This window comes from Thermoplasmata archaeon (assembly GCA_038729465.1).
In the GTDB taxonomy this organism is placed as follows: Archaea; Thermoplasmatota; Thermoplasmata; order Thermoplasmatales; family ARK-15; genus JAVRLB01.
The window spans coordinates 1-25,216 of the sequence record JAVYRZ010000016.1 but is presented as its reverse complement, the minus strand read 5'-3'; the positions used below and the strand labels follow the sequence as shown (position 1 = coordinate 25,216).

The following is a 25,216-nucleotide window of genomic DNA, read 5'->3' as shown; positions in this document are numbered from 1 at the left end:
CGGCATTGGAGAATCTGAAGGATCCACAGACAGAGTTGCCGAAGCAGTTGATGACGCTGTAAACTCTCCGCTTATAGAAGCAGATATTGCACAGGCTAAAGGGGCATTAATCAGAATAGTCGGAGATCCCCAGATGAGCGTTACAGAAGCACAGAGAGCTGCAGAATTGATACAGAAAAGAATAAATCCAATGGCCAAGATAATATGGGGAGCCTCGATTGATCCCACTATGGAAGGAAAAATAAAGGTACTGGTAGTTCTTACCGGTGTAAAGTCACCATATATATTAGATACGAATGCAACTCTTTCTTCAATGAAAAAAGCTGCAAAAATATCAAGTGTAGACTCAAATATAGATATAATTGAGTAAATATCTTTTCTATTTTTTTATCTTTTTTTACTGTTAAATTTTTATTTCCAAAAAATTTCTGGTGATTTTACAAGAGGGGTCTGAATTAAAAAAATAGAAATAAAAAAGAAATTAATGTAAATTTTATAGATATTTATTTTTTCTAGCTGGTTTAAATACAAACTTTTTCTTTTCCGGTACATTTATTACAGCTTTAGTCCTTGGGTTTTTAGCTTTTTTGGCTTTTTGTACTCTTCTTGTAAAGGTCCCAAATTCTTTAATTGCTACTTTTTCTCCTTTATTAACAGATGTCATTACTTCGCTAAAAAAAGTATCTAGGACTTTTTTTACATCTTTCTCTTTCACGCTTGTGCTCTTTGCTATTTTTTTTCGCATATCTGTAATTCCTGCCATATATCACACCTCTAATAATAAGATATAAAATTGATATATTTATATCTTTCTCCAATATTGGCTGTATTACAATCTTTAGATATTTTATTACACTAGAAAAATAATTGATAATTATTTAAAAATAATGAATTTTATGATTTGGTTTAATTATCAATTTTGTGTGTATTATACATCATTTTATCAACTCTTATAAATTGTGAATTATGCAAGTTTATGATTTTTATAGATATAATACCCGCTCTTTTGGGCTGCTAAAATATTGTTGACCGTTCAATATTAAATCTAGCTTTTTTATAGATGTTTAAAACATCATTTAAAGAAAAGATTAATAATGTTATTATAAATTATCTATTATGCGAGCTTTGATAATTGGAAGATTCCAACCGTTCCACATGGGGCATTTACAGATGGTAAAAGATGTAGCTAAAAATCATGAGTCTATTATCATAGGGATAGGTAGTGCGCAGGAATCTCATACATTGGAAAATCCATTTACCGCTGGGGAAAGACATCTTATGATCTCGAGAACACTCGAAACCTATAGTATGACAAATTATTTTTTAGTACCTATTGAAGATATACATCGAAATGCAGTATGGGTTTCGCATGTTGAATCTATTTCTCCACCATTTCAGATTGTATACACGGCAAATCCGCTTAATAGGAGACTGTTTTTAGAGAAAGGGTATATTGTTAGAACACCATTTTTATATGATCGCAAAAAATTCTCCGGAACTGAGATAAGAAAAAGAATAATAAAAAATGAAGGGTGGGAAATGTTGGTTCCAAAAGAAGTAATGGATGTGATAAAAGAGATAGATGGCATAAACAGATTAAAAAGCTTAGCTGAAACAGACGAGGAATGATGTCCTCTTGCAAATATTAAAATTTTTCAAAAATCATTTAAAAGATAATACAAGATATGATCCAAACATACTGTTTCAAGGTGAAGTTTTTAAAAAAATTACTAATTGTCTATATCTTATTTATGCAACTGTTCAATAAAAGTATATTTAGTAGGTTGTACATTATAAAAATTACAAGAAAGGTGATATAAGATGGATGTAGAGTTGCATAGAGGTTTGAAAGGAGTATACATAACCAATACCGAGTTATGCTATATAGACGGACAGAACGGCAAGTTGTATTATAGAGGGTATCCAATAGAGGACCTGGCTGCAAAATCGAATTTTGAAGAGACTTCGTATCTTCTTCTGAATGGAAAATTGCCTACCAAAAACGAACTTGATGATTTTAAAAAATCATTGGTAAAAAATAGAGAAATACCAGAAGAAGTTTTGGACACAATCAAAAAGATTGGAAAAATTGCACACCCAATGGATACTTTGAGAAGCGCAGTATCTATGCTTTCAGCATATGACAAAAACATAACCAATACAAAGCCTGAAGAAAATTATAGAAGAGCTATAGAACTCACTGCAAAGATTGCATCAATTGTAGCAATGACTAAGAGAGTTAGAGAAAACAAGAAGATAATTGAACCGGACGCGAGTCTAGATCATGCTGCAAACTTTATGCACATGATGGGGCTTAACACTGATCAGTTATCTGTGAAAACAATGGATGTAGCTTTGATTTTACATCTTGAACATGGGATGAATGCGTCTACGTTTTCCTGTGTAGTCACTGCATCAACATTGGCAGATTTGTATGCAGCTATTACCTCAGGTATTGCTACTTTAAAAGGTCCTTTACACGGTGGCGCTAATGAAAAAGCACTTGCGATGTACAGGGCTATTGGAAAGCCAGAAAATGTTGAAACATATATTCATGAATCTTTCGATAGAAAAGATAGAATAATGGGCTTTGGTCACAGAGTTTACAAGAACTATGACCCCAGAGCAAAAATCTTGAGAAAGTACATGGAGGATATTGGTAATAGAAACGGAGACAAGGAAAACCTCTTGAAAATTGCATTAAAAGTAGAAGACATGATGATAAAAGAACTTGGTACTACAAAAGGTATCTGGCCAAATGTAGATTCCTTCTCGGGAGTTGTATACAACGATCTGGGAATACCGATAGATATGTTCACTCCGATCTTTGCTGTTGGAAGGATTGTTGGATGGAGCGCACATGTAATGGAATATCTTAAAGAAAACGAATTGTTGAGACCTCTTGACAATTATATCGGCAAGCTAGACCTGAAGTATGTACCAATAGAGAATAGATAAAAAATTTTATTTTTTATCTTTTTTGGATATTTATTTTTGCAAGTCTTACTTTATTATTACCTATATTTATGCCCTCTCTGTTTCTTCTATTAAGGCACTAAGACCATGTGAAACATCGTAAGCTTTTAGATCATAGCTATTTATAAGGTCCTAGATTTTTTAAAAGATTTAATCCAATATTTTTTTGTAAGCATCGACAACTATAGAAAATATTTAAATCAAGAAAAATAAAAAATGAGAATTCTAAGTTTTTTCAAGATTTCTATAGAATGGTATAAAAAGTCATAAATGCAAATATATATTTCATAAGAAAAGAGTGCTAAAAGATATACCGCAAATCTAATAAAAAGGGGCAATAATAGTTTCAGAAGAGTATAAAAAAGTAGATACGCAAGAGTTATGATGCAGATTTCTATATTTTTAAAGTAAGAGGGTTAAAAGAAGATAAAAATGCAATTAGAGGATACAAAAAAATTAAATAATTTATCAATTATAATGATTTCAGAGAGTGGATCTAATGAGTGATAAAATTTTAATAGAGCAAGATAGATTCAAAACACCAAGTAGAAGTGGTTCTTTAATATCTTCTGATAGCGACATTATTGAAAATAAGAGAGAGGTCGCTATAATTGCTGCAGGGATGACCCAGTTTGGGAAAGCCAGAAGAGACTCTACTCAAGAAGAATTAGTAATGGAAGCAGCAAGAATGGCTCTTTTCGAAAATGACCTTAACATTGATGCCTTGGATGTAAAGAGTATGATAGATGGTACAGTAGTGAGCTATTTTTCAGATCATTTTGAAAAACAGCTGTTATTTGGAGCTATAATCCGTGATTATTTAGGATTAAATCCAATACAGAGTGTAAGAGCTGAGGGTGGTGGCGCTACAGGAGGATTAGGAGTTAAGACTGGTTTTGAGATGGTAAAATCTGGTAATGCGGATCTAGTACTGGTAGCAGGATTTGAAAAAATGTCAGAAGTCTCGACTAGCAAAGGTAATGAGTTTATAGCTTTAGCTTCAGACACAGATTTTGATTATCAGGTTGGGGGTTTTTACACTGCCTATTACGCTGCAATGGCAAATAGGTATATGTACGAGTTTGGCATCACGGAAAAGCAACTTGCTAAAGTAGCAGTAAAAAATAGAAATAACGCTCAATACAACTTTTTTGCGCAGACTAATGCAAAAAACCCGTTCTCAACAAAGAGCACATCGGGTTTTATAACTATAAATGATGTTTACAAATCAGACATTATTGCCACGCCATTAAAAAGACTTGATTGCTGCTTAATGAGTGATGGTGCTGCGGTGGTTTTATTAGCGGAAAAAAACCTTGCAAAAAAACTAACTAAGCATCCTGTATTAATCAGCGGTGTCGGTGGCGGCACAGATACTATGAGGCCCGGAGACAGACCAACCATTAAGGGTGGGCTTATTAGTGAAAATTTATTATTGCCACATGAAAAAGCAGAATGGTATGAAAACATGGTTTATCCAGGCTTACATTCATTTAGGGCTGGCAGAAAAGCGGCTAAGATGGCATATACTATGGCTGGAATAAAAGATCCGTTGCAAGAGATTGATGTTGTAGAACTTCACGATGCCTTTACTTCTTCAGAGCTCCAGACATATGAAGATCTTGGGCTGGCAAGATATGGAGAGGGTGGTAAATTTATAGACACTGGTAAGTTTGACGATAAAAAAGGTGTATTTGAAGACATAAATCCAAAATTAGGGAATAGGATACATATAAATCCCTCTGGGGGATTAATAGGGTGTATGCACGCCGTTGGAGCCACTGGCATAATGCAAATCGGCAGCGTTTTTTGGCAGATTCAGAACAGTATTGAAAAGTTCTATGGCAGTGATAAACTACAGGTTAAAAATGCGAAAAGAGGTTTAGCGCACAGTCATGCTGGTACTGGCTCAGATGTGACTGTATTTGTCTTAGATAAAGGATGGTGAAAAAATATGGTAATAAGTGAGCAATATAGATCTAAAAATAAGGATGCATTAGTGCTAGAACAGCCGTATAATATACTTTATAAACACAGCTTTGGAGAAGTTTCCAGATATTTTAAAGGTTTGCATGAACATAAACTTATGGGCACCATCTGCAGAAATAAAGAGCATCATAAAAACAAACAAGATATTCTGTTTCTACCTCCTAGAGCAGATTGCCCGGAATGTATGAAAGAATTGGATGAATGGATAGAGATACAGAATATGGATATAAGAATATACACCTTCACAAACATGTATTTTGCAGGCGAGAGCTTCTTAGATAAACTTCCTTTAACACTGATTAATATCGATGTACAGGGATTTGATAATTCTTATTCTAAGCTTATAAGCATTCTCGTAACCGATGAAAAGGGAGAGATAAATATAGACAAGAAAGATGTAAGGATAGGTATGAAAATTAAGCCTAAGTTTAAGGATTTACCGCTAGAAAAAGTGGATGCTTCTACTCTCTATTTTGTACCGTTAGAAAAATGATAAGATATATCCATATTCAAAAACATATTTTTATTTTTTAAACTGATTTTTTTAATGAGAGAATAGTCATAATTCTGTGGGTTATCAACCTTAACATTCATTAAAATCCAAGAAAAAACTGCGAAAAGTAAATTTATGATAAGGCAAATATCATATTTATGGATATTAAAAATATTAAGTATCTTTGTATTATTATATGTCTATGTTATTCGCTATCATATATTGCACTAAATATATATAGTATAAATATATCTAACATATAGGGATATATCTGAAACAAAAGAAGATTAAAAGATTGTATATGAGGAGGAATGGACTATGAAATGGATCTACTATGATAGGAATAAAAAAGTGATAGCTCTGGTAATAATAGTAATGTTAATGAGCCCAATACTTATCTTTTGTTTAACGACCGATTATGCTCCAAATCAGTATAATGCGAAGGCTCAAATATCAGGATCTTTACCTATATATATGTCTCCATTAGATGAAAACATTTTTGGCTTAATACATTCGAACATTGCCAATGTAATATTGACTAATTCATTCACTGCTCCCAATGTTACTGTAATGTTGTTGGGATATAATTATCTGACTGAAACCAGTTCTACGGGGCTATTAAATATGTTTTCTACGAAAATACATAACGGATATGGATTTTCTGTTATAATATATGGATCATACAGCCAGAGACATAGATTTTTTGATGCCTGGTTTGAAGCATTACAACTTAATAAATTAAGAATGCCAGTTGTTTTTGCATATACTTTTAACGAGAATAAAAGCAATTTACAATTAGATCCTTTCATTTACAGCGCACCGGCTGTAGCTATTTCTTTTGCACCGTTTGGTATGTATGTCATCCCTAACGGTACAAATATATATGGAGGGATTATCACTGCGGTCAACAAATTTTCAAATGAAGCAACTGTAAATGGAGGTTTGATTTCGGATTATATGAATCAAAAACAATCTCCATATTCTCCGATGGTAATCAATGAAAACACTTTCACTAGTTACCTAGGCTATTTAGGGTGGTATTCAAATAGTGCATATTCATATGTATGGCCATTTGGACCTACTGTAAAAGCTGCCACTCAAGAAACTGCAGTAGATTATTATGAGGCACAAACTACTAATGCAAAAGGTACATGGTACTTTTTCTTAGCCTATACTCGCAATACGGTCTATATGTATTCATATTCCAGGTATTCATTTACCTTAAGTAACATGGAGTCTATTACTAACTGGAATACAAGTAAATTTGCAGGGCAGGTGCTTTATGATTGGGCTCCTACCAATAGTGGCTCAACCTCAGATATGACCTATTCTCTTTCTGCAGGTGTTAGCGGCGTTGGCGTCTCTGTAAGTTACAGTGAACAAAATGGGATACCAATCGAGTGGCAGGACAAAACAAATCCGAGCTCTGGCTATGTAAATACTGCTGAGCAGTTAGGCAGTATCAGAGACCCTGCAAAAGATTACGTAACTTATGAGGTAAATCCATCCTCTATTGGATTATTAGATCCGACCAAATCAGGAGGTTATCCACCAATAATAGGCGCACAAATATTCGATGTGAACGGAGGAAATGAAAACATTTTCATTTCTGGATGGTCATCACAACTATCATGGAATTTTGCATTATGGCCTAGTTCTGTAAATCTTAATGGAAGTACATGGAACAGTAGCTAAACATCAAGATATAATAAGAGTGATAAAAAGTAAATAACAACACAATTTCTATATTTTTTTATTAAATACATTTCTAATTTTGCGTTAAAATTTGCATTCTACCCCCGCGTTATCATTTGAATTTCTCAAGATCTTGGTAAGTTCGTATAACTCGCGCCATATCAAGCTTCGCTACGTATATGCTTGCATCTTATGTCTCTATCATTGTCAACTCGTGATCATATGGAGAATCTATTCTGAAACTATTGGGGTCTTAGATCTGCATAATGCACGATATTTGCTCTTCTCCATTGTCTCTCTTTTCTTTAAGCTCTATTTTAAACTTTCATATAAGCGCCGGAGGGGAGATTTGAACTCCCGCTCCCCTTAACGGAGAACAGGCTCTCCAGGCCTGCGCCTTTGCCGCTCGGCTACTCCGGCAATAAATATATCAGAGTGGGTTAGGAAAATTTTCATCCCATATCTTGCGAATGGGAACTCCCGGCTCCTACGCGTTAAAAGTTTATTCTGAAGAAGATCAAGTAGGAATATCAATTTCAGATGATATAAATAAATGCATTATATGAACTTTACGGGGAGTTCGATGGTATAAATAAAACGTTAAATCAATTGTTATTTAACATTAAATCCATACGTATTAGAAATTATTTGTCATAGATTTTCTTTAAAAGTACATACTTCATACATTTTTATATCTCAGAAATCAGCCATTTTCTGAGCCTTTTTACCTGTAGCTATATAAATGTGACCTAACGGTTTATTACCGACATACGGAGAGTTCAAAAACACACACACGTATCCCTAAAAAACCTAGATACCTTTTATTTACTGTTCTAACCTTTAAACATAAGATTTAAATAATATATCGATATATAAGTTATCTATGACTGAAATAGATATTACTGCTAAAAAAATACGTTTGAGTTTGATATATACATCATTAGGGCACTTTTTAAATGATGGTGCTTACTTTTTGTTTCCAATAGTAGCCACATTTTTCTCTGTTCAAAAAGGGTTTTCGCCACTGATGATTACGACAATGTTTGCAGCTTTTTATGCAGCATCTATGATATTCACAACGTTGGTAAGTTCGCTGGTAGATAAAAGCGGAAAATTTGCTGAAAATTTGTCGATTGGTATTTTCTTGATTTCTTTAGGTCTATTGGGGCTTGGTTACTCTTTATCATTATCGAAAGGAAACTGGCTTTTTACCATGACCATATTATCCTCTTTAGTAATGGGTATTGGTAGTGGATATTACCATCCTCTTGGCGCTGCAGTTATACAGAATGTATCCCCCAAGAAACTTCTTGGAAAAGCACTGGGAATAAATGGAGGGCTTGGAAGCGTGGGAAGAGCAATTTACCCCACAATTTTATACACTTTGATTGTAGTGTATTATTATAGTGTTTCGTTAGCCATAATAGCGGCGATTGGATTTATAGGAGCTGCAATAATGTGGTTAGGTCTTCGTAATATAATTCCTAAAAAAGATGGAAAAATAGATAATAGTATCCGTAAACCTATTAAGAATGCTCTTACTAGTGGAATTCTGATCCTAGCTATTGTTACATTTTTAAGATCCCTTGCAACACAGGGGATACTTAGCTGGATACCATTCTATATAACATATACCAAAGGTCTTGGATTAGGCTTATCATTAGGAATCACAATGACTATAATGTATACAGTAGCAATATTCGGGCAACCATTTTTTGGGATTATGGTTGACAAATTTGATAAAAAATGGTTACTTATAGTAACTACAATAGGCACAGGAATAGCAACACTGGGGTATGTTCTTACTGAAGGTTATATAAGTATGACTTTACTTGTCATTTTTGCCTTTTTTAACTTCAGCAGTTTTCCACTGCTGATGTCTTTGACGAAAGATTATGTTTCTAGCACATCCTCTGTAAGCAATTCCATGGTATGGGGTATTGCTAGTGGCGGCGGAATGGTGTTAGGGCCAATAATAGTTGGTGGTATACTAGTAAATAGCTACTCTAAATTAGCATACACATATGAGATCTTGGCAGTTATGATAATAATAATAGGATTTCTAACATTTTTGTTGCCAAAATCAACTGAAAAATCTAAAATGCCTCTTTTTTAATTTTGTATCTTTTTATTTTGTAATATTCTTAATTTAGCCCATAGAAAACAACTTTTTGGATATTTCTCATTAATTAACTTTAAAATGTTTGCAAATATAATTAAAAGATAGTAACTGGTCAAGTATCTGAAATTAAGATAAGAAATTAGCATTATGCATAATTTTTACCATATTTAAAAGATGAAAAATTCATTTTTATTTTGTAATAATAAATTAATAATATATTGTATTAGAGGCACTTTTTTTAGATGAAAATTTTATAACACTGATCTATTACAAAAAATAGAAATATTTATCTACATCTTAAATATTAATAAATATCTATGGTACATGTTATAGTTGTCCACAGTTGGGAAGATTCCCAAAAGGATAAAGTAATGGACTTTGCGAAACAAGTCAGTGATATGGCTAAAAATAAAAAACTACCGAAAGAGTTAAAGCTGTTGAGCATCGATCTAGCAGAAAACAAGAATATGGCTGTTTGCAATTGGGATGTAGATTCCGTAGATCATCTTATGCAGGTAGCCGGGCAGTTAAAACCAACTTGGAAAATAGATGCTTTTGCAGCAAAGAGCGTTTACAAAAAAGGTCTTTTATAAATTTTTTATTTCTTTTTTATTTCTGTAACATTATTACTATTTCTCAAAAATATACTATTTAAAACAACGTATTAAAGGATAATTTTTCCAGATTCCTTTTTAGATATGTTTATGAAAAAATTTTTATTTCAATATATTATTAATTCAAGATAAATTTATATATGAGTTTGTAAGTATTAGTTCATGCCATGGTTCGAATAGAGCAGAAAATGGAAAATGTACCCAGATGTATTACTGGCATTGAAGGCTTAGATAATATATTAAATGGGGGTATCCCAAGAGGAAATACTGTTTTAGTTACCGGCTCTTGTGGTACTGGAAAAACTACATTAAGCTTGGAATTTCTGGTTCATGGCTGTGAGAATGATGAGACCTCACTATATTTATCTGTTACAGAAGCTTCTGAAAAACTTTTTAAGAATATGATTCCATATACATTTTTAACAGATAAGATCCTAAAAAGCAAAAAGATGATAGCTATAGATCTTCCCGACATTTATGAAAAATTGGGTTTAAACAAGCTAGAATTCTCTATGGATGAAATTGATATACTAATAAACTCAATCATCTCTCTGGTAAGAGATCTCAATGTAAAACGATTGGTTATAGATTCTATTACCTCAATTTGTTACAGGTTGAATACGGAAGAAAAGATCAGAGAATTTATATTAAGATTAGGCAAAGGATTATCAGAGTTAGGATGCACTACATTGCTTGTATCTGAACTATTACCTTCTGCAAAAGGGTATTCACAGTATGGCGTCGAAGAGGCAATAGCAGATGGGATAGTTCTTTTAGGAAATCTAGAAAGAAGAGGGGACCTCTTAAGAACTGTCCAAATTATAAAGATGAGAGGAACTACTCATTCTAGAGCTAAATATGTCTTAGATCTGACCTCAATGGGCATATTATTAGCACCCTTATTAAAAGGAGGAAGTGTGGAAGTGAGGTGACCAATTTATGAGTTTATCTCCAGATTTTTCTAAGAAATTATTAGATTTGCAGGAATCTGCATCGGTATCTATACAGATTTCTATTAACACCTACTTTGATGTAATAAAAACACTTGTTGATGATTTTTCTACTAAGAAAGGTACAAATATATTTTATATTTCCGCTACGATACCTTCTAGAAACATATACAGTGTTTTGGAAATGTACGGGACCAATACTGCCAATCTATACTTTGTAGATTGCATCTCGCACATAATGATGAGCACTACAGAATATAGTGATAAGATTTTGTATGTTGAAAGCCCAACAATGTTAGAGACAATAATGATAAAAATTGATTTTTTGCACAGAAAATTCAAAGATAGACCAAGCTTAGTAATAATAGATTCTGTAAACTCTCTAGCCATACACAACGATCTAAAAATTTTATCCGAATTCTTGCATATTTTTGTAACTAATTTAAGAGCTAAAAGCTCTTATTTATTCATACTTTCTATGAAAGAACAGAGCAATGCGGAGATTAACAATACCCTGAATTTAGTGAGCGATGAGATAATTAATAGCGAATAACTAGCAGGGGGTTCAAAATTATGAAAGTTACTACTACAGGAATAAAAAATCTGGACGAATGGTTGATGGATGGTATACCTTTAGGGTATACTACACTGATCACGGGGAACCCCGGCGCAGGTATAGAATTATTTGCAAAGCAATTTGCAGGATCTCACGAAGAAGATGAAAATGTAGTATATTTTACCACTGCAGAGAGAGACGAGGACCTTCTCTCTATATTTAATAACTTTAAATGGAAGTCAGATATAAAAATTGTAAATATTGGATCTCTCTACTATAGGACAGTTTTGGAAAAAGAGTTAGAAATCAGTAAATATAGGGAAGAGGGAATCCCTGCTGGAGAACTATTAACTCCTAGCCGTTATAACCCAACCAAAAAAGTTGATTTCATGACCATGATTACGTATGAGATTTCTAAATTAAAACCACCTTTCAGGCTGATCATTGATTCATTAGATTTTTTTCTTAGCTTAGGAGAGGGGTCTCGTATGATCTCCTCATTAAGAACTATTAAATCTCATACCCAGCATAATGATGGTACTGCGCTAATAACAATACTTACTAGCCTTGGTTCTCAGTCAGTAGAGATGGCTATCGAAGAGATTGTTGACATTATATTCAGTATGGAGATGATCAGAACCGAAACTGGGATAGAGCGCTTATTTACCATTAAAAAATTCAGGAATCACCCTGAAAAAGCAGGAATTTTCAGATATGAAGTTACAGATTCTGGCATAAACATAAAACCATTTAAATAGCATCTCTCTTTTATCATATTAAGAGAGCGTGAGACTATTAAAGAAAAAGATTGGATAAGACTTGAAAACGCATTTACGTCTATATTCAGTGAATACGATAAAATGAACCATTTTATGTCTTTAGGCAATGATATAGCACTTAGGTTAGAGGCTATTAAAAATATTCCTGAAAACTCTCTAGTACTAGATGCAGGTTGTGGGCCCGGCATAATGTCCAAAATTGCATTACTTGAAATAAATCCAAAAAAGATAGTAATGCTAGACCCAAATAAATTTTTATTAGACAATATTTCCATAGATTCTAGCAAGATTGAAAAAGTGAATGGAACATTTGAAAACTTACCATTTGCAGACTCTTATTTTGATGCTGTTATGTGTGGTTTTTCATTTAGAGATGCCATTGATTTTAAAAAAGCTTCTTCTGAGCTAGCCAGAGTAATAAAAAAAGATGGGTTATTAGTTTTAGTAGATCTCGGTAAACCAGACAATATTTTAAGATATTTCTTCTATGTTTATTTAGCAATAATGCCTACCAGTTTAATATTATTTCTAAACCGGAAAAAACTAAAAGATTATTTCACATTATATAAGACATTTAGAAATTATATAACATATTCAGAGATTCAAACATTATTTAAAAATAATGGCATGAAACTTTTTAAATTCAGGAAAATTTTAATGGGCGGTTTAATTTATATGATCTGGAGAAAGGAGTAGTATTATGTTTAAAGATTTAAGAGAGTATATAGAAACTTTAAAAAACCATAACATGCTTAAAGAAATTAATACAGAGATAAGTGCAGATCTTCAAATTTCCAAGATCTTGAGAGAGTACCTTCCTTTAAAAAAATCGGTTATTTTCAACAATGTACATGGGTACAAAATGAAGGTATTTGGAAATGCATTTGCATCGATGGAGCATATGCATACTGCTCTTAACCTTACAGATTTTTCCGAGCCAGCAAATAGGATATTAGAGCTTACAAAACAGTTGCCTGGAGGATATTATGAAGCATTAAAACAGCTATCTAAGTTGAAAGATCTATTTTCAGTAAAGCCCAAATCCGTTAAAAATGGGCCTGTAAAAGAGGTAATTTCAGATAAATTTGATTTTAACTCTTTCCCAATTCTGAAAACTTGGCCTGGAGATGCAGAAAGATTCATTACTTTTCCCTTGGTAGTAACAAAATCAAAAGATGATAGATATAATTTGGGAGTTTATAGAATGCAGATTTATGATCCCAAGACTGCAGGTATGCACTGGCAAATACATAAACATGGTGCAGAAAATTTCGAGGATTCTACAGGAAAGATCGATGTAGCAGTAGTTATTGGCGCAGATCCAGCTACAATATATTCAGCAGTAGCTCCTGTTCCAAAGCAAATTGATGATTATTTATTCTCAGGTCTGTTAAGAGGGTCACCGTTAGAGCTTGTAAATTGCGAATCAATAGATTTAGAGGTTCCTGCAAATGCCGAGATAGTACTGGAAGGGTATGTGAAAAAAGATGAGCTTAGAGTGGAAGGACCGTTTGGGGACCATACAGGATACTATACTCCTCCAGAAAAATATCCTGTCTTTCATCTAAAAAACGTAATGATGCGCTCAGATCCCATCTATCATACAACTGTTGTTGGCAGGCCCGTGATGGAGGATGCATATATTGGAAAAACAATAGAACGTATGTTTTTGCCGCTGATACAGCTGTTTTTACCAGAAGTTATAGACATAAACTTACCTTTTGAGGGAGTTTTCCATAATATATTATTGGTTTCTATAAAAAAGAGGTTTCCGGGTCAGGCAAGAAAAGTTATGTTTGGATTATGGGGCCTGGATATGCTAGCTCTAACCAAATATATAATCGTGGTAGATAGTGATATAAATGTTCAGAATCTCGGGGAAGTATTATGGGCTTTAGGTACTAGATCAGATCCAAAAAGAGATAGCATAGTCACAGAAGGACCTTTAGATGTATTGGATCACGCTTCATACAGAGAAGGATTTGGTGGCAAGATGGGGATAGATGCCACTAAAAAACTGAAAAATGAGGGATACGACCGAGACTGGGCCGATAAAATAGAAGAATCAAAAGAGATAGAGAATTGGTTTGAGCAAAGGAAGAAAGATTATGGCCTCTAACTTTGATCCTGGTGCTGCTAAAAGTAGCACTAAAAAGATCGTTTTATTTTTCAGGTTTATAAGGGTTGAGCATACTTTATTTTCATTACCTTTCGCATACATCGGCTCTTTTTTAGCGTTACATAATATCCCTACACTCGCGCAGTTTTTATTGATTGCTATTGCAGTGTTTGGGGCAAGAACCGGTGGAATGGCAATGAATAATTTAGCAGATAGAAACATAGACAGATTAAATCCAAGGACAAAAGACAGACCTACTGCTACCGGGATCATTTCAGCCAAGGATACAATATATTTTATAATTTTCAGCTATTTATTATTTGAACTGTCTACTTATTTTTTAAATTCACTGAGTTTCAAGCTATCTCCATTTGTTGTGTTGATTGGTATCATATATCCGTACTCAAAGAGATTTACTAGCAACGCGCATTTGTTTATGGGGTTGAATAATGGCATAGCTCCGGTTGGTGGGTGGATTGCAGTTTCTAACTCTTTTGATCCTAGAAGCCTGTTTTTATTTTTTGCTGTAATGCTCTGGGTTGCAGGCTTTGACATTATTTATTCTTTAATGGACGAAGATTTTGATCGTTCAAATCATTTACATTCTTTTCCAGTCTTATTTGGCAAAAAAAGATCTTTATACATATCCTTGTTTTTTCACATTTTAACGATTTCATTATTAATAACATTTTATTTGACCTATCCTCTCTCTATATATTATATTATTCTTATAATTATAATAGCAATACTATTATTTTATCAACACTACCTTGTTAATTTAAAACTTGAAAATATAGAAAGGGCTTTTAATATTAATCTGTATATTGCAATACTGCTATTTTTTTCTATATTTCTTGGAGTTTTTTTATAGTAAATAATCTAAATTGATATTTTATCTTTTAAATAAAGGTTATATATAGGTTAAAATTATCCAGTATTTAAAGTGGTGAAATTATGGGCAATGAAAGTAAGATAAATATTGAAAATATCGTAGCTTCAACTACCCTTGCAGAGAAACTGGATCTTAGCAAGATCGCTTTGGCTCTTGACGGTTCAGAATACGAACCTGAGCAGTTTCCAGGGTTAATATATAGATTAACTGAACCTAAAACTGCTGTATTAATATTTAGAAGTGGCAAAGTAAACTGCACTGGCGCCAAAGATTTAGATAGCGTAAAATTAACAATTCAGACCATTGTTAAAAAGCTTAAAAGTGCAGATATAGATGTGTATGATGAACCTGAGATAATTGTTCAGAACATAGTGGCAGTATATGACCTAAATGCAGAACTTAACTTAACGGACATTGCAATGTCGCTGGGCCTAGAAAATGTAGAATATGAACCTGAGCAGTTTCCAGGACTGGTTTATAGAGTAGAGGATCCAAAGGTTGTGCTATTGCTGTTCGGATCAGGAAAAGTCGTATGTACTGGCGCTAAAAAAGAAGAAGAGATATTAGAAGCAGTGGCGAAACTTAAGAAAGAATTAACAAAAGTAGGGTTCTTATAATTTTATTTATTTTTTTATAATTTTAGTGATGCAATGAATTATTATTTAATTTTTTTGATTATTTTAATATTCTGGTTTGGATTTTTATATGTTATAAATTCTTATTTAAAAAATAATAAAAATTTTTCATTGTATGGCCCTGCGCTTCTGTTTAAAACTGAAAGAGGAAAAAGATTTATTGAGAAGATATCAAGATATAGAATATGGAAAAGATATGGTGATTTTGGAATAATACTGAGTTTTGTCATTATGTTTAGTACACTAGCATTACTGGTCTGGGAGGCTACACTGGTACCTTTAATTCCAAAATCAAGTGCGCCATCACCCATTGAGGCACTGGGCTTACCCGGCATAAACCCTTTAATTCCTATATGGTACGGACTTTTAGCCATAATTATAGCAGTAGTGATTCACGAGTTTTCACATGGAATACTTACTAAAACTCAAAAAATGAAGATCAATTCGTTGGGCATATTATTTTTCATAATTCCTGTTGGTGCTTTTGTAGAACCTGATGAAGAAGAACTTTCAAAAGCGCCGAGATTAAAAAGAATGAGAGTATATGCTGCCGGCGCAACAACAAATATCGTTGTGGCCACAATAGCAGCTTTGCTGTTTCTATCATTATTCAGCGGTGTGACTCCCATATCTCATGGTGCAGTAATTACTTCCGTTTATTCAGATCCTTTTAACAATTTAAACACAGGAATGGAAATAACTAATTTTAATGGCACTTCTATAAACTCCACGATGCAGTTCAATTCAGTAATGGTTAGTCCAGGATCAAAAGTAAATGCAACTGTATTCTATAATAATAATTTCCACAATTTTGAGCTCTATGCCGGGGTAATAATAGTCAATGTTCTAGCTGGCACACCTGCTGCAGATTCAGGCTTAAAATCTGGAGAGCTTATAAAAAATATAAATAATGTCACTATTTACAATCCTCAAATACTTGCCAATTTTCTGGACAGCAGCGTGTCTGGCGAGATGATTAATATATCTTTATTGCAGTATTCAAGTACTGGCATTATACAGATTAGCAAATCTGTTACATTGATGGATAAATATGCATATTACTCTCAGAACGATCCTGCCGCAAATAACAATTCATATAAAGGTCATGGCTTTTTGGGCATATCCTCTTCATATCTGGGGGTAGCAATGATGAATGTGAGTTTGATTCCTGCTATTATGTCTAATCCGGTCGGCCCAATTACCGTGCAGAACCTATTTCATGGTTTTTTATTGTTTATTTCACTCCCTTTTCTTGGGCTTGCGCCTCTATCTGGCTCTCTTACTAGTTTATATATCACCCCTTTTTATGCTCCTCTTTTCTGGATCATTGTTAACATAATTTACTGGATCTTTTGGCTTGATTTAATGCTGGGCATGACCAATTTGTTACCTGCTATACCTCTTGATGGCGGATACCTGTTTAGAGATGCATTTTCTGGGTTTTTGCACAGGATGAATTTAAAAATAAAAAATTTTGACAGAGCTGCCAATATCATAACAGGAACATTATCTGTATTGATTCTATTTTTGATTTTATGGGAGTTTATAGGCCCAAGAATTTTATAAAGATATATATGTTATTTTGATCATAAAAATGCTATTTAAATTAAAACCAAAAATTTTAATAGTGCACTCTCTATCATTCATTGTGAGTGAAACAATGAGCAGATGCATTATTTGTGGTAAAAAACTAGCATCAGAAATCAGTATCTATTGCCCAGACTGTGAATATGAACTGAAGAGAGTGAGGTTGAAAGGGGAAGAGTCTCTTTCCGATTACATTGAAAGGGTTGAAGATAATAGATACGAGCTGATTAAGCCAGGGAAAAAGATTAAAAATTTGATGGAGTGGGATAAAAAATGAACAAAAAAATAAAGGATATTATGAGCAAAAGCCCAGTTACTGCTACTGCTGAAGATACTTTGTCTACGCTTTTGAACAAAATGAAAGATTACGACGTTAGAGAAGTGCCAGTAATAGATGAAAAAGGCACATTGAAAGGATACTTAGATTACAAGACCATTGCCAAAAGAAAAAATATTTCTCTGTATTCCAGAGTCATGAATATGATGATACACCCAAGTTTTTTAAAAGATAGCGATGATATGGATATAGCAATAGAGATGATGGTAAACAGTGGCTTAAGGGCTTTGCCCGTAGTTAATAACAACAAAAAGCTCTTAGGGATAGTATCCATCACAGATATAATATCTCAATTAAAAGATTCTGACGAATTTTCAGATTTGAGCATTGAAGACATCATGATAGCAAATCCAGCAGTATTAAATAAAGAACAGAGCATATTTGACGCCTTGAATTTTATGGATAAATGGGATGAATTAAGTGCACCTGTTGTTGACGATAACAATAAACTTGTTGGTATGGTTCACATGCCTGATATCACAAAGATAATCTGGAGAGACAAAGAACGAATTCAGTATGGAACTTACAAAGGCCAGAAAGAAAAGATAGAAATGAAGATCAAAGATATTATGAGCACTCCTGTGAAAGTATCTAAAAATTCAACTGTGAAAGATGTTTTAAATGTATTAGCACAATCAAAGACTGACATGTGCATAATAGTTGACAGAGAAAACAACCCGGTAGGGATAATAACGCAGAAAGACATTCTTGACCAGGCATACAATGGAAAAAATGAAAAAGGGGTATTTGTACAGATTACAGGTCTTGAAAGCTCAGATCCGGAGCCATATAATATCGTATACGAGATGATCGAAAAGTTCTTGAACCGAATAAACAAATACAGCAAGTTTAAGCCACAGTTAATGACATTTCATGTAGAGATCCACAAGCCGGAGGGCGAAGAGGTAAAATACAGTGTTCGTGCAAAATTACAGACAGATAAAAAAACATTTTTTTACACTGACTATGACTGGAACATGTACAAATTGTTTAAAAATGTATTAGATAGATTGGAGAGAAATATAAGAAAAGAGAAAGAGCGTACAGAGGAAAAACGTGTGCAAGTCAGAGGCGAGTGAGCAAATGTATGAAGAGCTTTTAAAAAAACTGGAAAAAAAAGTAAAATATGCAGATATACGAAAACAGCGGTACAAAATATCTGATTTGGTAATGAAAAATGGGGTGGTTAGCGGAGTAGGTTACACGGAAGAAGAGGGCATTGCCATTCGAGTTTTAAATCATGGAATTGGATATGTGACCACAAACAAACTTGATGAAAGTTATCTTGCAGGACTTGCTGATAAAGCGATTAAGTTTGCTTCTTCCATAAATCGCGGCGACTTAAAATTTTCTGAAGAACCTGTATACAACGAGAAATGGAGCGTGGAAGAAACCATAAAAATAAAGGATTTTTCGAATGAAGATAAGCTTCAATATCTAAAAGATGTAGAGGCAGAGATGACCTCTTTAAAGGTACCTATGAGGATACAATCGATAAGAGACAAGATTGTAGAAACAGAGTATATTAATACAGAGGGTACTGCGATTAGTTCCATATTACCTTCAGTTAGCTATTTTTGTATGATGGGAGTTATGGAAAACGGAAACTTTGAACAGTCTTCGATAGAATACGGGAGAACTGGGGGATATGAGGCATGGAAAGAATGGAATATTATAGATCGTGTTAAAGATGAAATTAATGTTTTAAAGAAAGTGGCGAAAAGTAAGAAAATACCAGAGGGAAAAGTAGATCTAGTAGCTGGGCCTGAAGTTGCTGGAATTGTTGCACATGAATCAGGAGGGCATCCTTCAGAGTCAGATCGTATATTTGGCAGGGAAGCAGCACAGGCAGGGGAGTCTTTTATCAGGCCTGATATGATTGGAGATAGAGTAGGTTCAGACATTGTTAATGTGGTAGATGACCCAACATACGAACATAGTTATGGATACTATAAATATGATGATGAAGGCGTTAAAGCCAGAAAAAGGTACCTTTACAAAAATGGCAAAATAAATGAATTTTTAACAAATAGAGAATATGCAGCTAGGTTGGGGACAAATAGCAATGCTGCAGCCAGATCTTCATGGTGGGACCAAGAGCCAATCGTGAGAATGAGCACTACATATATAGAACCCGGAGAACAGAGTGTTGAAGAGCTTATTGAGGATATTAAGTATGGAGTCTACATGAACTCATTTACAGAATGGAACATTGATGATATCAGATTTAATGAAAAATACATAGGTCGCGAAGCGTACTTGATAGAGAACGGAGAGATTAAAGAGACAATCAAGAGACCTGTTCTTGAAATAACTACCACTGGATTCTACGGAGCTATAGATGCCATTAGCAAAGATTTTAAGCTTTTTGCAGGAACATGTGGCAAAGGAGATCCTATGCAGGGTGTTGATGTTTTGATGGGTGGGCCCCATCTGAGATTAAGAGATGTTTATTTGAGGTGAAATTGATGTTAGATCTTGCCGAAAATATTGTGAAAAAATTACAAATGCAAGGTATTGATGAAGTTTCGGTCATTATTGAAGAGAGAGACCAGAAACAGATCAGATTTTCTAATAATGAAATTGATATTTACAAAAATTGGATAGACTCAGAGATTAGTTTGTTTTTAGCAAAAGGAAAAAAAACTTTGAGCACCATCATCAAAGATTTCAATAAGATCGACGAACAGTTAGCAACGTTTGTAAAGCTGGTAAATCAGGTCCCGGACAATGATGATTTTTATGGTTTAAACAGTAAAAAGCAAACTTACAGGGCGCATGTTCCGGATCTAAAACTGAAAGAACTAGATGATCTTGCATATTACGCTAAAAACGCGATTAATGGAGCTCTAGAAAAAAATGCAAAACGAGTTTCCGGAACAATATATCATACTTTTGAAAAGATATATCTTGCTACCAATTACAATAGCGTATATGATGAGCTGGTCAATTTTGAAATTTCAGTGAGAGCATTCAACGAGTTCAATGCTCCTGGCGCGAGTGTGTTTATGACCGCAGATCACAGGCAGTTGAGAGAGATTGACCCGTATGATGTTGGCCAAGAGGCCGGAGACTTTGCAGAAATGGTGCAAAATCCGGTAGAGGGTAAAGAGGGTAAGTTGGACATACTGTTTCACCCGCTCTGTTTTGGATCTTTGGTGACAGATGCAATGAACATGGCGTCAGCATTTCAGGTAGATTCAGGCATGAGCTTTTTTGCGGACAAAATTGGGAAAAAAGTGGCATCAGAAAAACTTACATTATATGATGATCCAACATTTGAGCAGGGTGTGGGATTCAGACTATTTGACGATGAGGGTACAGCTACAAGAAAAAACACCATAATAAAAGATGGAGTTTACAAAACGCATCTGCACAGTTATTCAACCGCCAAGAAATTTGGCACGGAAACTACTGGAAATGCAGGCATCGTGTTTCCCGGAGCTTGGCAACCGGTGATACAGGAAGGAAAAGAGAGCGAAACTGATATTCTGGCGAACATGAAGAGAGGCTTATACATTCTAAATACCTGGTACACGAGGTATCAAGATTACAGAAATGGCGATTTTTCGACTATTCCGAGAGATGGGATATTTTATGTTGAGGATGGCGAAATAGTAGAGTCATGGAAAGGGATCAGAATCAGCGACAATATACTGAAAATTCTGAACAATATAGACTCTATTAGCGTTGACAGAGAACAGGTAAAATGGTGGGATACCGTAATGCCATCTATACTGCCATACGTGCTGGTTAAAGATGTGAATATTACAAAAGCAAAGTAAAAATAGTGTTTTATAGTCCTATGCTCCCTAATTTTTCAGGCAGGTAAGTATCTGTAACGTAGTTTAATCCATATTTAGCTAAAGCCTGTTGTTCTGCTTTTTTGCCGATTTTGAGCATCAGTTCAATCTCATCTTTCCAGAAAGCAGTGTTAAATCTTGGGTCTGTCTTTTCAGCATTGAGCGCATCTATGTCTTTGTCATTAAGATTGTCTGTAGGAAGCTTATAGTTCAATATATCATTAGCCGTTATACCTATGAATTCAGCACTGGGCGTAGCCAGATACTCAGATATATGCGCGGTCTTGATTGCACCGTATGCAACTGAAGCATAGATCCTGAAAGACCATGGATCTCCATCAGTGAATATTACAATCGGCAACTTAAGTTCAGTATTCATTCTTTTAATAAGCCTTCTAGTGCTTCTTGCAGGCTGTCCTTTTAAATGCACCAGGATGGCTTTAAAGTTTTCATCAAATCTATTTTCTACAAGTCTGTCGAACATACCACCCGTTTCAATGGCTATTACAAAATCCGCATCCACATCCTTAAACTTTATTTTATCAGACTCTACGTTGTAGGGTATTGTATATCCTGCATCACCCACATCATCACGGCAGTTTATTTTTCGAGGGATTCCCTTCCTGTTTATCTCTTCTAATGTAAGGTTTCCTATTACCGTGGCCCCATCTTCTTCAGGCCTCAGCTTAAAATCTTCCCGCATGTATTTAGTAACGATTTCAATATCTTCAGCAAGTCTGTTAGACTCATCCTGTGTATGAAATTTTGCAAGATTCCAGCCTTCAGAGATATAGTACATCTCTCTCAGTGTTGAAGACTTGCTTTGCTCGATCATCTCTTTTATGAATTCTAGAAGGTACATTGTTCTTAAAAGCGTATATGCACCGTCCAACTTTTTTGCAGACCTGGTTATTTTAGAATCTCCGAGAACCCACACTCCGGATCTAAGATCAAAATTTATGTTGTATTTGTTTCTGGCTTCAAGACTCATCTTTGGAATCTTACCGGCATTCATATCTTCATATATATCCGATACCAATCGCTCCAATGCTTTTAAAGCATCGTCATAGTTCGTCATTTTCATCTTCCTCCATTTCGCTATCGTCAGCAATAATCGCCTTTAAGTCCTCTATATTCCAGTCTCCTGGCAACGGCTCAGCACCTACTACATATACAGGATTTATGCCTTCAACGTAATATGTGCTTTCTTTGTAAGTACCAGCTATAATATTGCTAAGCGTAAACTTTAAAACTTTCTGCTCTAGGCTCTTTATTGATATTTCCCACTCTATAGAATCATTTTCAGGATCTATCTTGCAGTCCTTATCTACACTGCCCTCCAGCACCTTGCCTTCAGGTAAATCTGCATATAGCTTGAATTTTTTTTCTTCAGCCGTGAAATTTGATACTCGAACAGTAACCTTTACTATATCCTTTGACTCTTCAATATCTTCATCAATCCAAACTACATTCATTATCTGGGTAATTATCGGTTCTAGCTTTGGAACCGGCTTATTTAATATAGTGGCACTTTTAAGTGCAATCTGTGGCAATATCTTTTGAACTAGAAAGAACTTTTCCGATAACTTTGCCTTGATCTCTTTCTTTGTTAAAAACGTACGAATCTGCCGGGCAAGATCTCTCAATGCAAGCTTTATTTCATCTATAATTTCAGGCACTTCTGCTATTGCCTCTTTTGATTCAGATGTGAATGGAACTTTGGTAGATGCAACATGTACCAATACTATTGCAGGCCCTGACGGTATACCTGTACCACTTTTTTGTTCAAATCCGTATTTTCTCCAATCCATGTCAGATACTGCCTTAGTGATGGCACAGGCTCCTGCTTGATATAGCAGAGGCACCTTATTTGCAAATCGCATTATTGAAACCTGTTCTTCTTTTGGCAGATCTCCGCCATACACCATTCCCGCTTCCACTATAAACACGTTACCGTGATATATTGCTGGTTTTCTGGAAACAGGTATAGCGTAAAAACTTGGTTTATATGAGCCCAATACGTTTTTTAAGCCTTTCTTGATCAGGTTTTCTCCGATTGGAGAGAGAGATTCTGAAGAGGGTGGCAAAAGCTTTGTTTGCTTGAAAGATTCCAATATATTTTTAGCATCTACAAGTTTTAAAGCAGAAGGGTCCATGCCAGGATCTAATTTTGTCATGGTACATATTTCAGCTGCTATTTTGTTGCTTACCTTACTAAACTCGCCACTGAGAAAACTTGTAAGTGTTTTATGTTTTGTGTTTTTTGCAAGCTCTAAAATGTCCCCGATCTCTAACCCTAGAGGATGTGGTTTTGTCTCTTTTGGCGGAGCTGGAATCTTGTTCGTTACACGATCAAATATTATAACTGAACCATCAGGGTCTGTAAACTTGATCTTTGCATGTGGATTTACTATTGCACTGTTTTTCAAATATTCAATTATTGACTGTTTTCCTTTTACGTATTTTCCTTTCATATAAAATTCTATTTTTAGCCCATGCTCTTTAGAAACTATGACAACATCTTCAGACACTGTTGCTGCCCGGTTCTCTTTGGTGTCAATAAACATTTTTATCTGATACGCCACATCAGATTCCTTTGTTTTAGAGGTAACTGTTATGGGCTTGCCGGATGTAATCTGAGAATATAATACCACTGCAGAAATACCGATCCCCTGCTGCCCCCTAGCTTGCTGCATCGAGAAAAACTTGGAGCCATACAGAAACTGGCCAAATATTTTTGGGATTTCTTTTCTTATTATACCTGGTCCATTATCTTCTACAGAAAGGTAATATTCATCTTTACCCACGTTTTTTAAAACCACTTCAATTTCTGGCAATATTTCTGCCTCTTCACAAGCATCCAGAGCGTTATCAACGCTTTCTTTTACAGCCATGATCAACGATTTTTGAAGCGAGTCAAACCCTAAAATCTGCTTGTTCTTTTCGAAAAATTGTGCTATTGAGATCGCTCTCTGCTTTTTTGCCAGCTCTTCTGCAATTACCATTAATTTATTGAAATGATTATTAATATAAAGTTTTTTTTGAATATATTCAATTTTGATACCATTTCCTACTTATTTTAGATCTTTCTTTTCAATTGCGCTTGCAGCCTTACTTATAGATGCGCTTGAAATTATATTGGTTATTATTATGATCATAAAAGAGATATAAAAAATCTCGTTAAAATAGGTTCCTCCGAGAGATAACAATATGCTTGCCAGTACTGCTACTGTCAATCCTCTAGGCATCAATGACATCATGAACCCATGATACTCTTTCTTTCTTACCACTACCTTTATCTCGATCACCCGGATCACTACTAAGACTAATGTTATTAAAAGAGCGTAAAGAAAGTATGTAACTGAAATAATAGCGATTAACCCTATAAAAACAAAGAAAAATGTCCTGATGAGAAACTCTAACTCATCTTCTACAAGATTCATCTCATTTTCATGTATATCAATTTTAAAGTTCAGATGCCTTCCTATAGTTTTATAACTTCCTATAATAATAGCAAATATAAATATAGAAACTACCGCTGCACCACCTAAAAGATCCACGACTCCATATAGTAAAAAGGCTATGCCTATTGTAGCCACATATCCTTTAGTGCTTTTGAATATATTTAGGACGAATAGCCATATTATTCCAACAACAAGCCCCATGAAT

24 protein-coding genes and 1 tRNA gene are annotated in these 25,216 nt (G+C 34.5%); 20 read left to right on the top strand and 5 right to left on the bottom strand.

The window, feature by feature from the left end; genetic code table 11:
• The coding region (locus QXQ25_05125) for a cell division protein FtsZ (protein ID MEM0161084.1) at positions 1 to 370 on the top strand (370 nt) is incomplete at its 5' end.
• 123 nt (positions 371 to 493) lie between these two features.
• On the opposite strand, the gene QXQ25_05120 is transcribed toward QXQ25_05125, so the two are convergent.
• Positions 494 to 763, bottom strand: a complete 270-nt coding sequence (locus QXQ25_05120; GenBank protein ID MEM0161083.1) for an HU family DNA-binding protein — start codon at positions 761 to 763, stop codon at positions 494 to 496.
• A gap of 353 nt (positions 764 to 1,116) precedes the next feature.
• Between QXQ25_05120 and QXQ25_05115 the strand changes: the two genes are divergently transcribed.
• From QXQ25_05115 to QXQ25_05095, 5 genes are all read left to right on the top strand, one after another.
• Entirely contained in the window at positions 1,117 to 1,629 is a 513-nt protein-coding gene (locus QXQ25_05115) for a nicotinamide-nucleotide adenylyltransferase (GenBank protein MEM0161082.1), read from the top strand.
• A gap of 192 nt (positions 1,630 to 1,821) precedes the next feature.
• Entirely contained in the window at positions 1,822 to 2,958 is a 1,137-nt protein-coding gene (locus QXQ25_05110; protein ID MEM0161081.1) for a citrate/2-methylcitrate synthase, read from the top strand.
• A 517-nt stretch (positions 2,959 to 3,475) separates the two neighbouring features.
• Positions 3,476 to 4,924, top strand: coding sequence for a thiolase domain-containing protein (locus QXQ25_05105; protein ID MEM0161080.1), 1,449 nt, complete (start codon positions 3,476 to 3,478; stop codon positions 4,922 to 4,924).
• 6 nt (positions 4,925 to 4,930) lie between these two features.
• Positions 4,931 to 5,458, top strand: coding sequence for a hypothetical protein (locus tag QXQ25_05100; protein MEM0161079.1), 528 nt, complete (start codon positions 4,931 to 4,933; stop codon positions 5,456 to 5,458).
• A 318-nt stretch (positions 5,459 to 5,776) separates the two neighbouring features.
• Positions 5,777 to 7,153 (top strand): hypothetical protein, encoded by a 1,377-nt coding sequence (locus QXQ25_05095; protein MEM0161078.1) that lies wholly within the window; start codon positions 5,777 to 5,779, stop codon positions 7,151 to 7,153.
• A gap of 334 nt (positions 7,154 to 7,487) precedes the next feature.
• On the opposite strand, the gene QXQ25_05090 is transcribed toward QXQ25_05095, so the two are convergent.
• A tRNA-Ser gene (locus tag QXQ25_05090) sits at positions 7,488 to 7,573 on the bottom strand.
• A gap of 463 nt (positions 7,574 to 8,036) precedes the next feature.
• Between QXQ25_05090 and QXQ25_05085 the strand changes: the two genes are divergently transcribed.
• The 14 genes from QXQ25_05085 (at position 8,037) to QXQ25_05020 (ending at position 21,529) form a co-directional block, all read left to right on the top strand.
• Complete coding sequence (locus QXQ25_05085) at positions 8,037 to 9,269, top strand: MFS transporter (protein ID MEM0161077.1); 1,233 nt, start codon at positions 8,037 to 8,039, stop codon at positions 9,267 to 9,269.
• A gap of 323 nt (positions 9,270 to 9,592) precedes the next feature.
• Positions 9,593 to 9,868, top strand: a complete 276-nt coding sequence (locus QXQ25_05080) for a hypothetical protein (protein ID MEM0161076.1) — start codon at positions 9,593 to 9,595, stop codon at positions 9,866 to 9,868.
• A gap of 188 nt (positions 9,869 to 10,056) precedes the next feature.
• Positions 10,057 to 10,821, top strand: coding sequence for an ATPase domain-containing protein (locus QXQ25_05075; protein ID MEM0161075.1), 765 nt, complete (start codon positions 10,057 to 10,059; stop codon positions 10,819 to 10,821).
• Between the two features lie 7 nt (positions 10,822 to 10,828).
• The gene (locus tag QXQ25_05070) at positions 10,829 to 11,392 is read left to right on the top strand and encodes a hypothetical protein (protein ID MEM0161074.1); all 564 of its coding nucleotides are present in this window, start codon (positions 10,829 to 10,831) and stop codon (positions 11,390 to 11,392) included.
• A gap of 20 nt (positions 11,393 to 11,412) precedes the next feature.
• A complete protein-coding gene (locus QXQ25_05065; GenBank protein ID MEM0161073.1) occupies positions 11,413 to 12,153 on the top strand; it encodes an ATPase domain-containing protein in 741 nt (246 codons plus the stop codon).
• A 12-nt stretch (positions 12,154 to 12,165) separates the two neighbouring features.
• Positions 12,166 to 12,870, top strand: coding sequence for a class I SAM-dependent methyltransferase (locus QXQ25_05060; GenBank protein MEM0161072.1), 705 nt, complete (start codon positions 12,166 to 12,168; stop codon positions 12,868 to 12,870).
• Between the two features lie 4 nt (positions 12,871 to 12,874).
• On the top strand, positions 12,875 to 14,293 hold the full coding sequence (locus tag QXQ25_05055) for a menaquinone biosynthesis decarboxylase (GenBank protein MEM0161071.1): 1,419 nt from the start codon (positions 12,875 to 12,877) through the stop codon (positions 14,291 to 14,293).
• The gene (locus tag QXQ25_05050) at positions 14,283 to 15,164 is read left to right on the top strand and encodes a 4-hydroxybenzoate octaprenyltransferase (protein MEM0161070.1); all 882 of its coding nucleotides are present in this window, start codon (positions 14,283 to 14,285) and stop codon (positions 15,162 to 15,164) included. The genes QXQ25_05055 and QXQ25_05050 overlap by 11 nt, the downstream gene beginning before the upstream one ends.
• A gap of 83 nt (positions 15,165 to 15,247) precedes the next feature.
• Positions 15,248 to 15,802 carry a TATA-box-binding protein gene (locus QXQ25_05045; GenBank protein ID MEM0161069.1) on the top strand — a complete coding sequence of 185 codons (555 nt, stop codon included), beginning with the start codon at positions 15,248 to 15,250 and terminating at the stop codon, positions 15,800 to 15,802.
• 33 nt (positions 15,803 to 15,835) lie between these two features.
• A complete protein-coding gene (locus tag QXQ25_05040) occupies positions 15,836 to 17,386 on the top strand; it encodes a site-2 protease family protein (protein ID MEM0161068.1) in 1,551 nt (516 codons plus the stop codon).
• Positions 17,387 to 17,468: 82 nt separating this feature from the next.
• Complete coding sequence (locus QXQ25_05035; protein ID MEM0161067.1) at positions 17,469 to 17,684, top strand: hypothetical protein; 216 nt, start codon at positions 17,469 to 17,471, stop codon at positions 17,682 to 17,684.
• Positions 17,681 to 18,823 (top strand): CBS domain-containing protein, encoded by a 1,143-nt coding sequence (locus QXQ25_05030; protein MEM0161066.1) that lies wholly within the window; start codon positions 17,681 to 17,683, stop codon positions 18,821 to 18,823. The genes QXQ25_05035 and QXQ25_05030 overlap by 4 nt, the downstream gene beginning before the upstream one ends.
• 4 nt (positions 18,824 to 18,827) lie before the next feature.
• Entirely contained in the window at positions 18,828 to 20,207 is a 1,380-nt protein-coding gene (locus QXQ25_05025; protein ID MEM0161065.1) for a TldD/PmbA family protein, read from the top strand.
• Between the two features lie 5 nt (positions 20,208 to 20,212).
• Positions 20,213 to 21,529 carry a TldD/PmbA family protein gene (locus QXQ25_05020; GenBank protein ID MEM0161064.1) on the top strand — a complete coding sequence of 439 codons (1,317 nt, stop codon included), beginning with the start codon at positions 20,213 to 20,215 and terminating at the stop codon, positions 21,527 to 21,529.
• A 10-nt stretch (positions 21,530 to 21,539) separates the two neighbouring features.
• Here the strand turns inward: QXQ25_05020 and QXQ25_05015 are convergent, their stop codons facing one another.
• The 3 genes from QXQ25_05015 to QXQ25_05005 form a co-directional block, all read right to left on the bottom strand.
• Entirely contained in the window at positions 21,540 to 22,625 is a 1,086-nt protein-coding gene (locus tag QXQ25_05015) for a DNA topoisomerase IV subunit A (protein MEM0161063.1), read from the bottom strand.
• Positions 22,612 to 24,552, bottom strand: a complete 1,941-nt coding sequence (locus tag QXQ25_05010) for a DNA topoisomerase VI subunit B (GenBank protein ID MEM0161062.1) — start codon at positions 24,550 to 24,552, stop codon at positions 22,612 to 22,614. The genes QXQ25_05015 and QXQ25_05010 overlap by 14 nt, the downstream gene beginning before the upstream one ends.
• Before the next feature lie 69 nt (positions 24,553 to 24,621).
• On the bottom strand, positions 24,622 to 25,216 hold a 595-nt coding region (locus QXQ25_05005; GenBank protein MEM0161061.1), incomplete at its 5' end, for a hypothetical protein.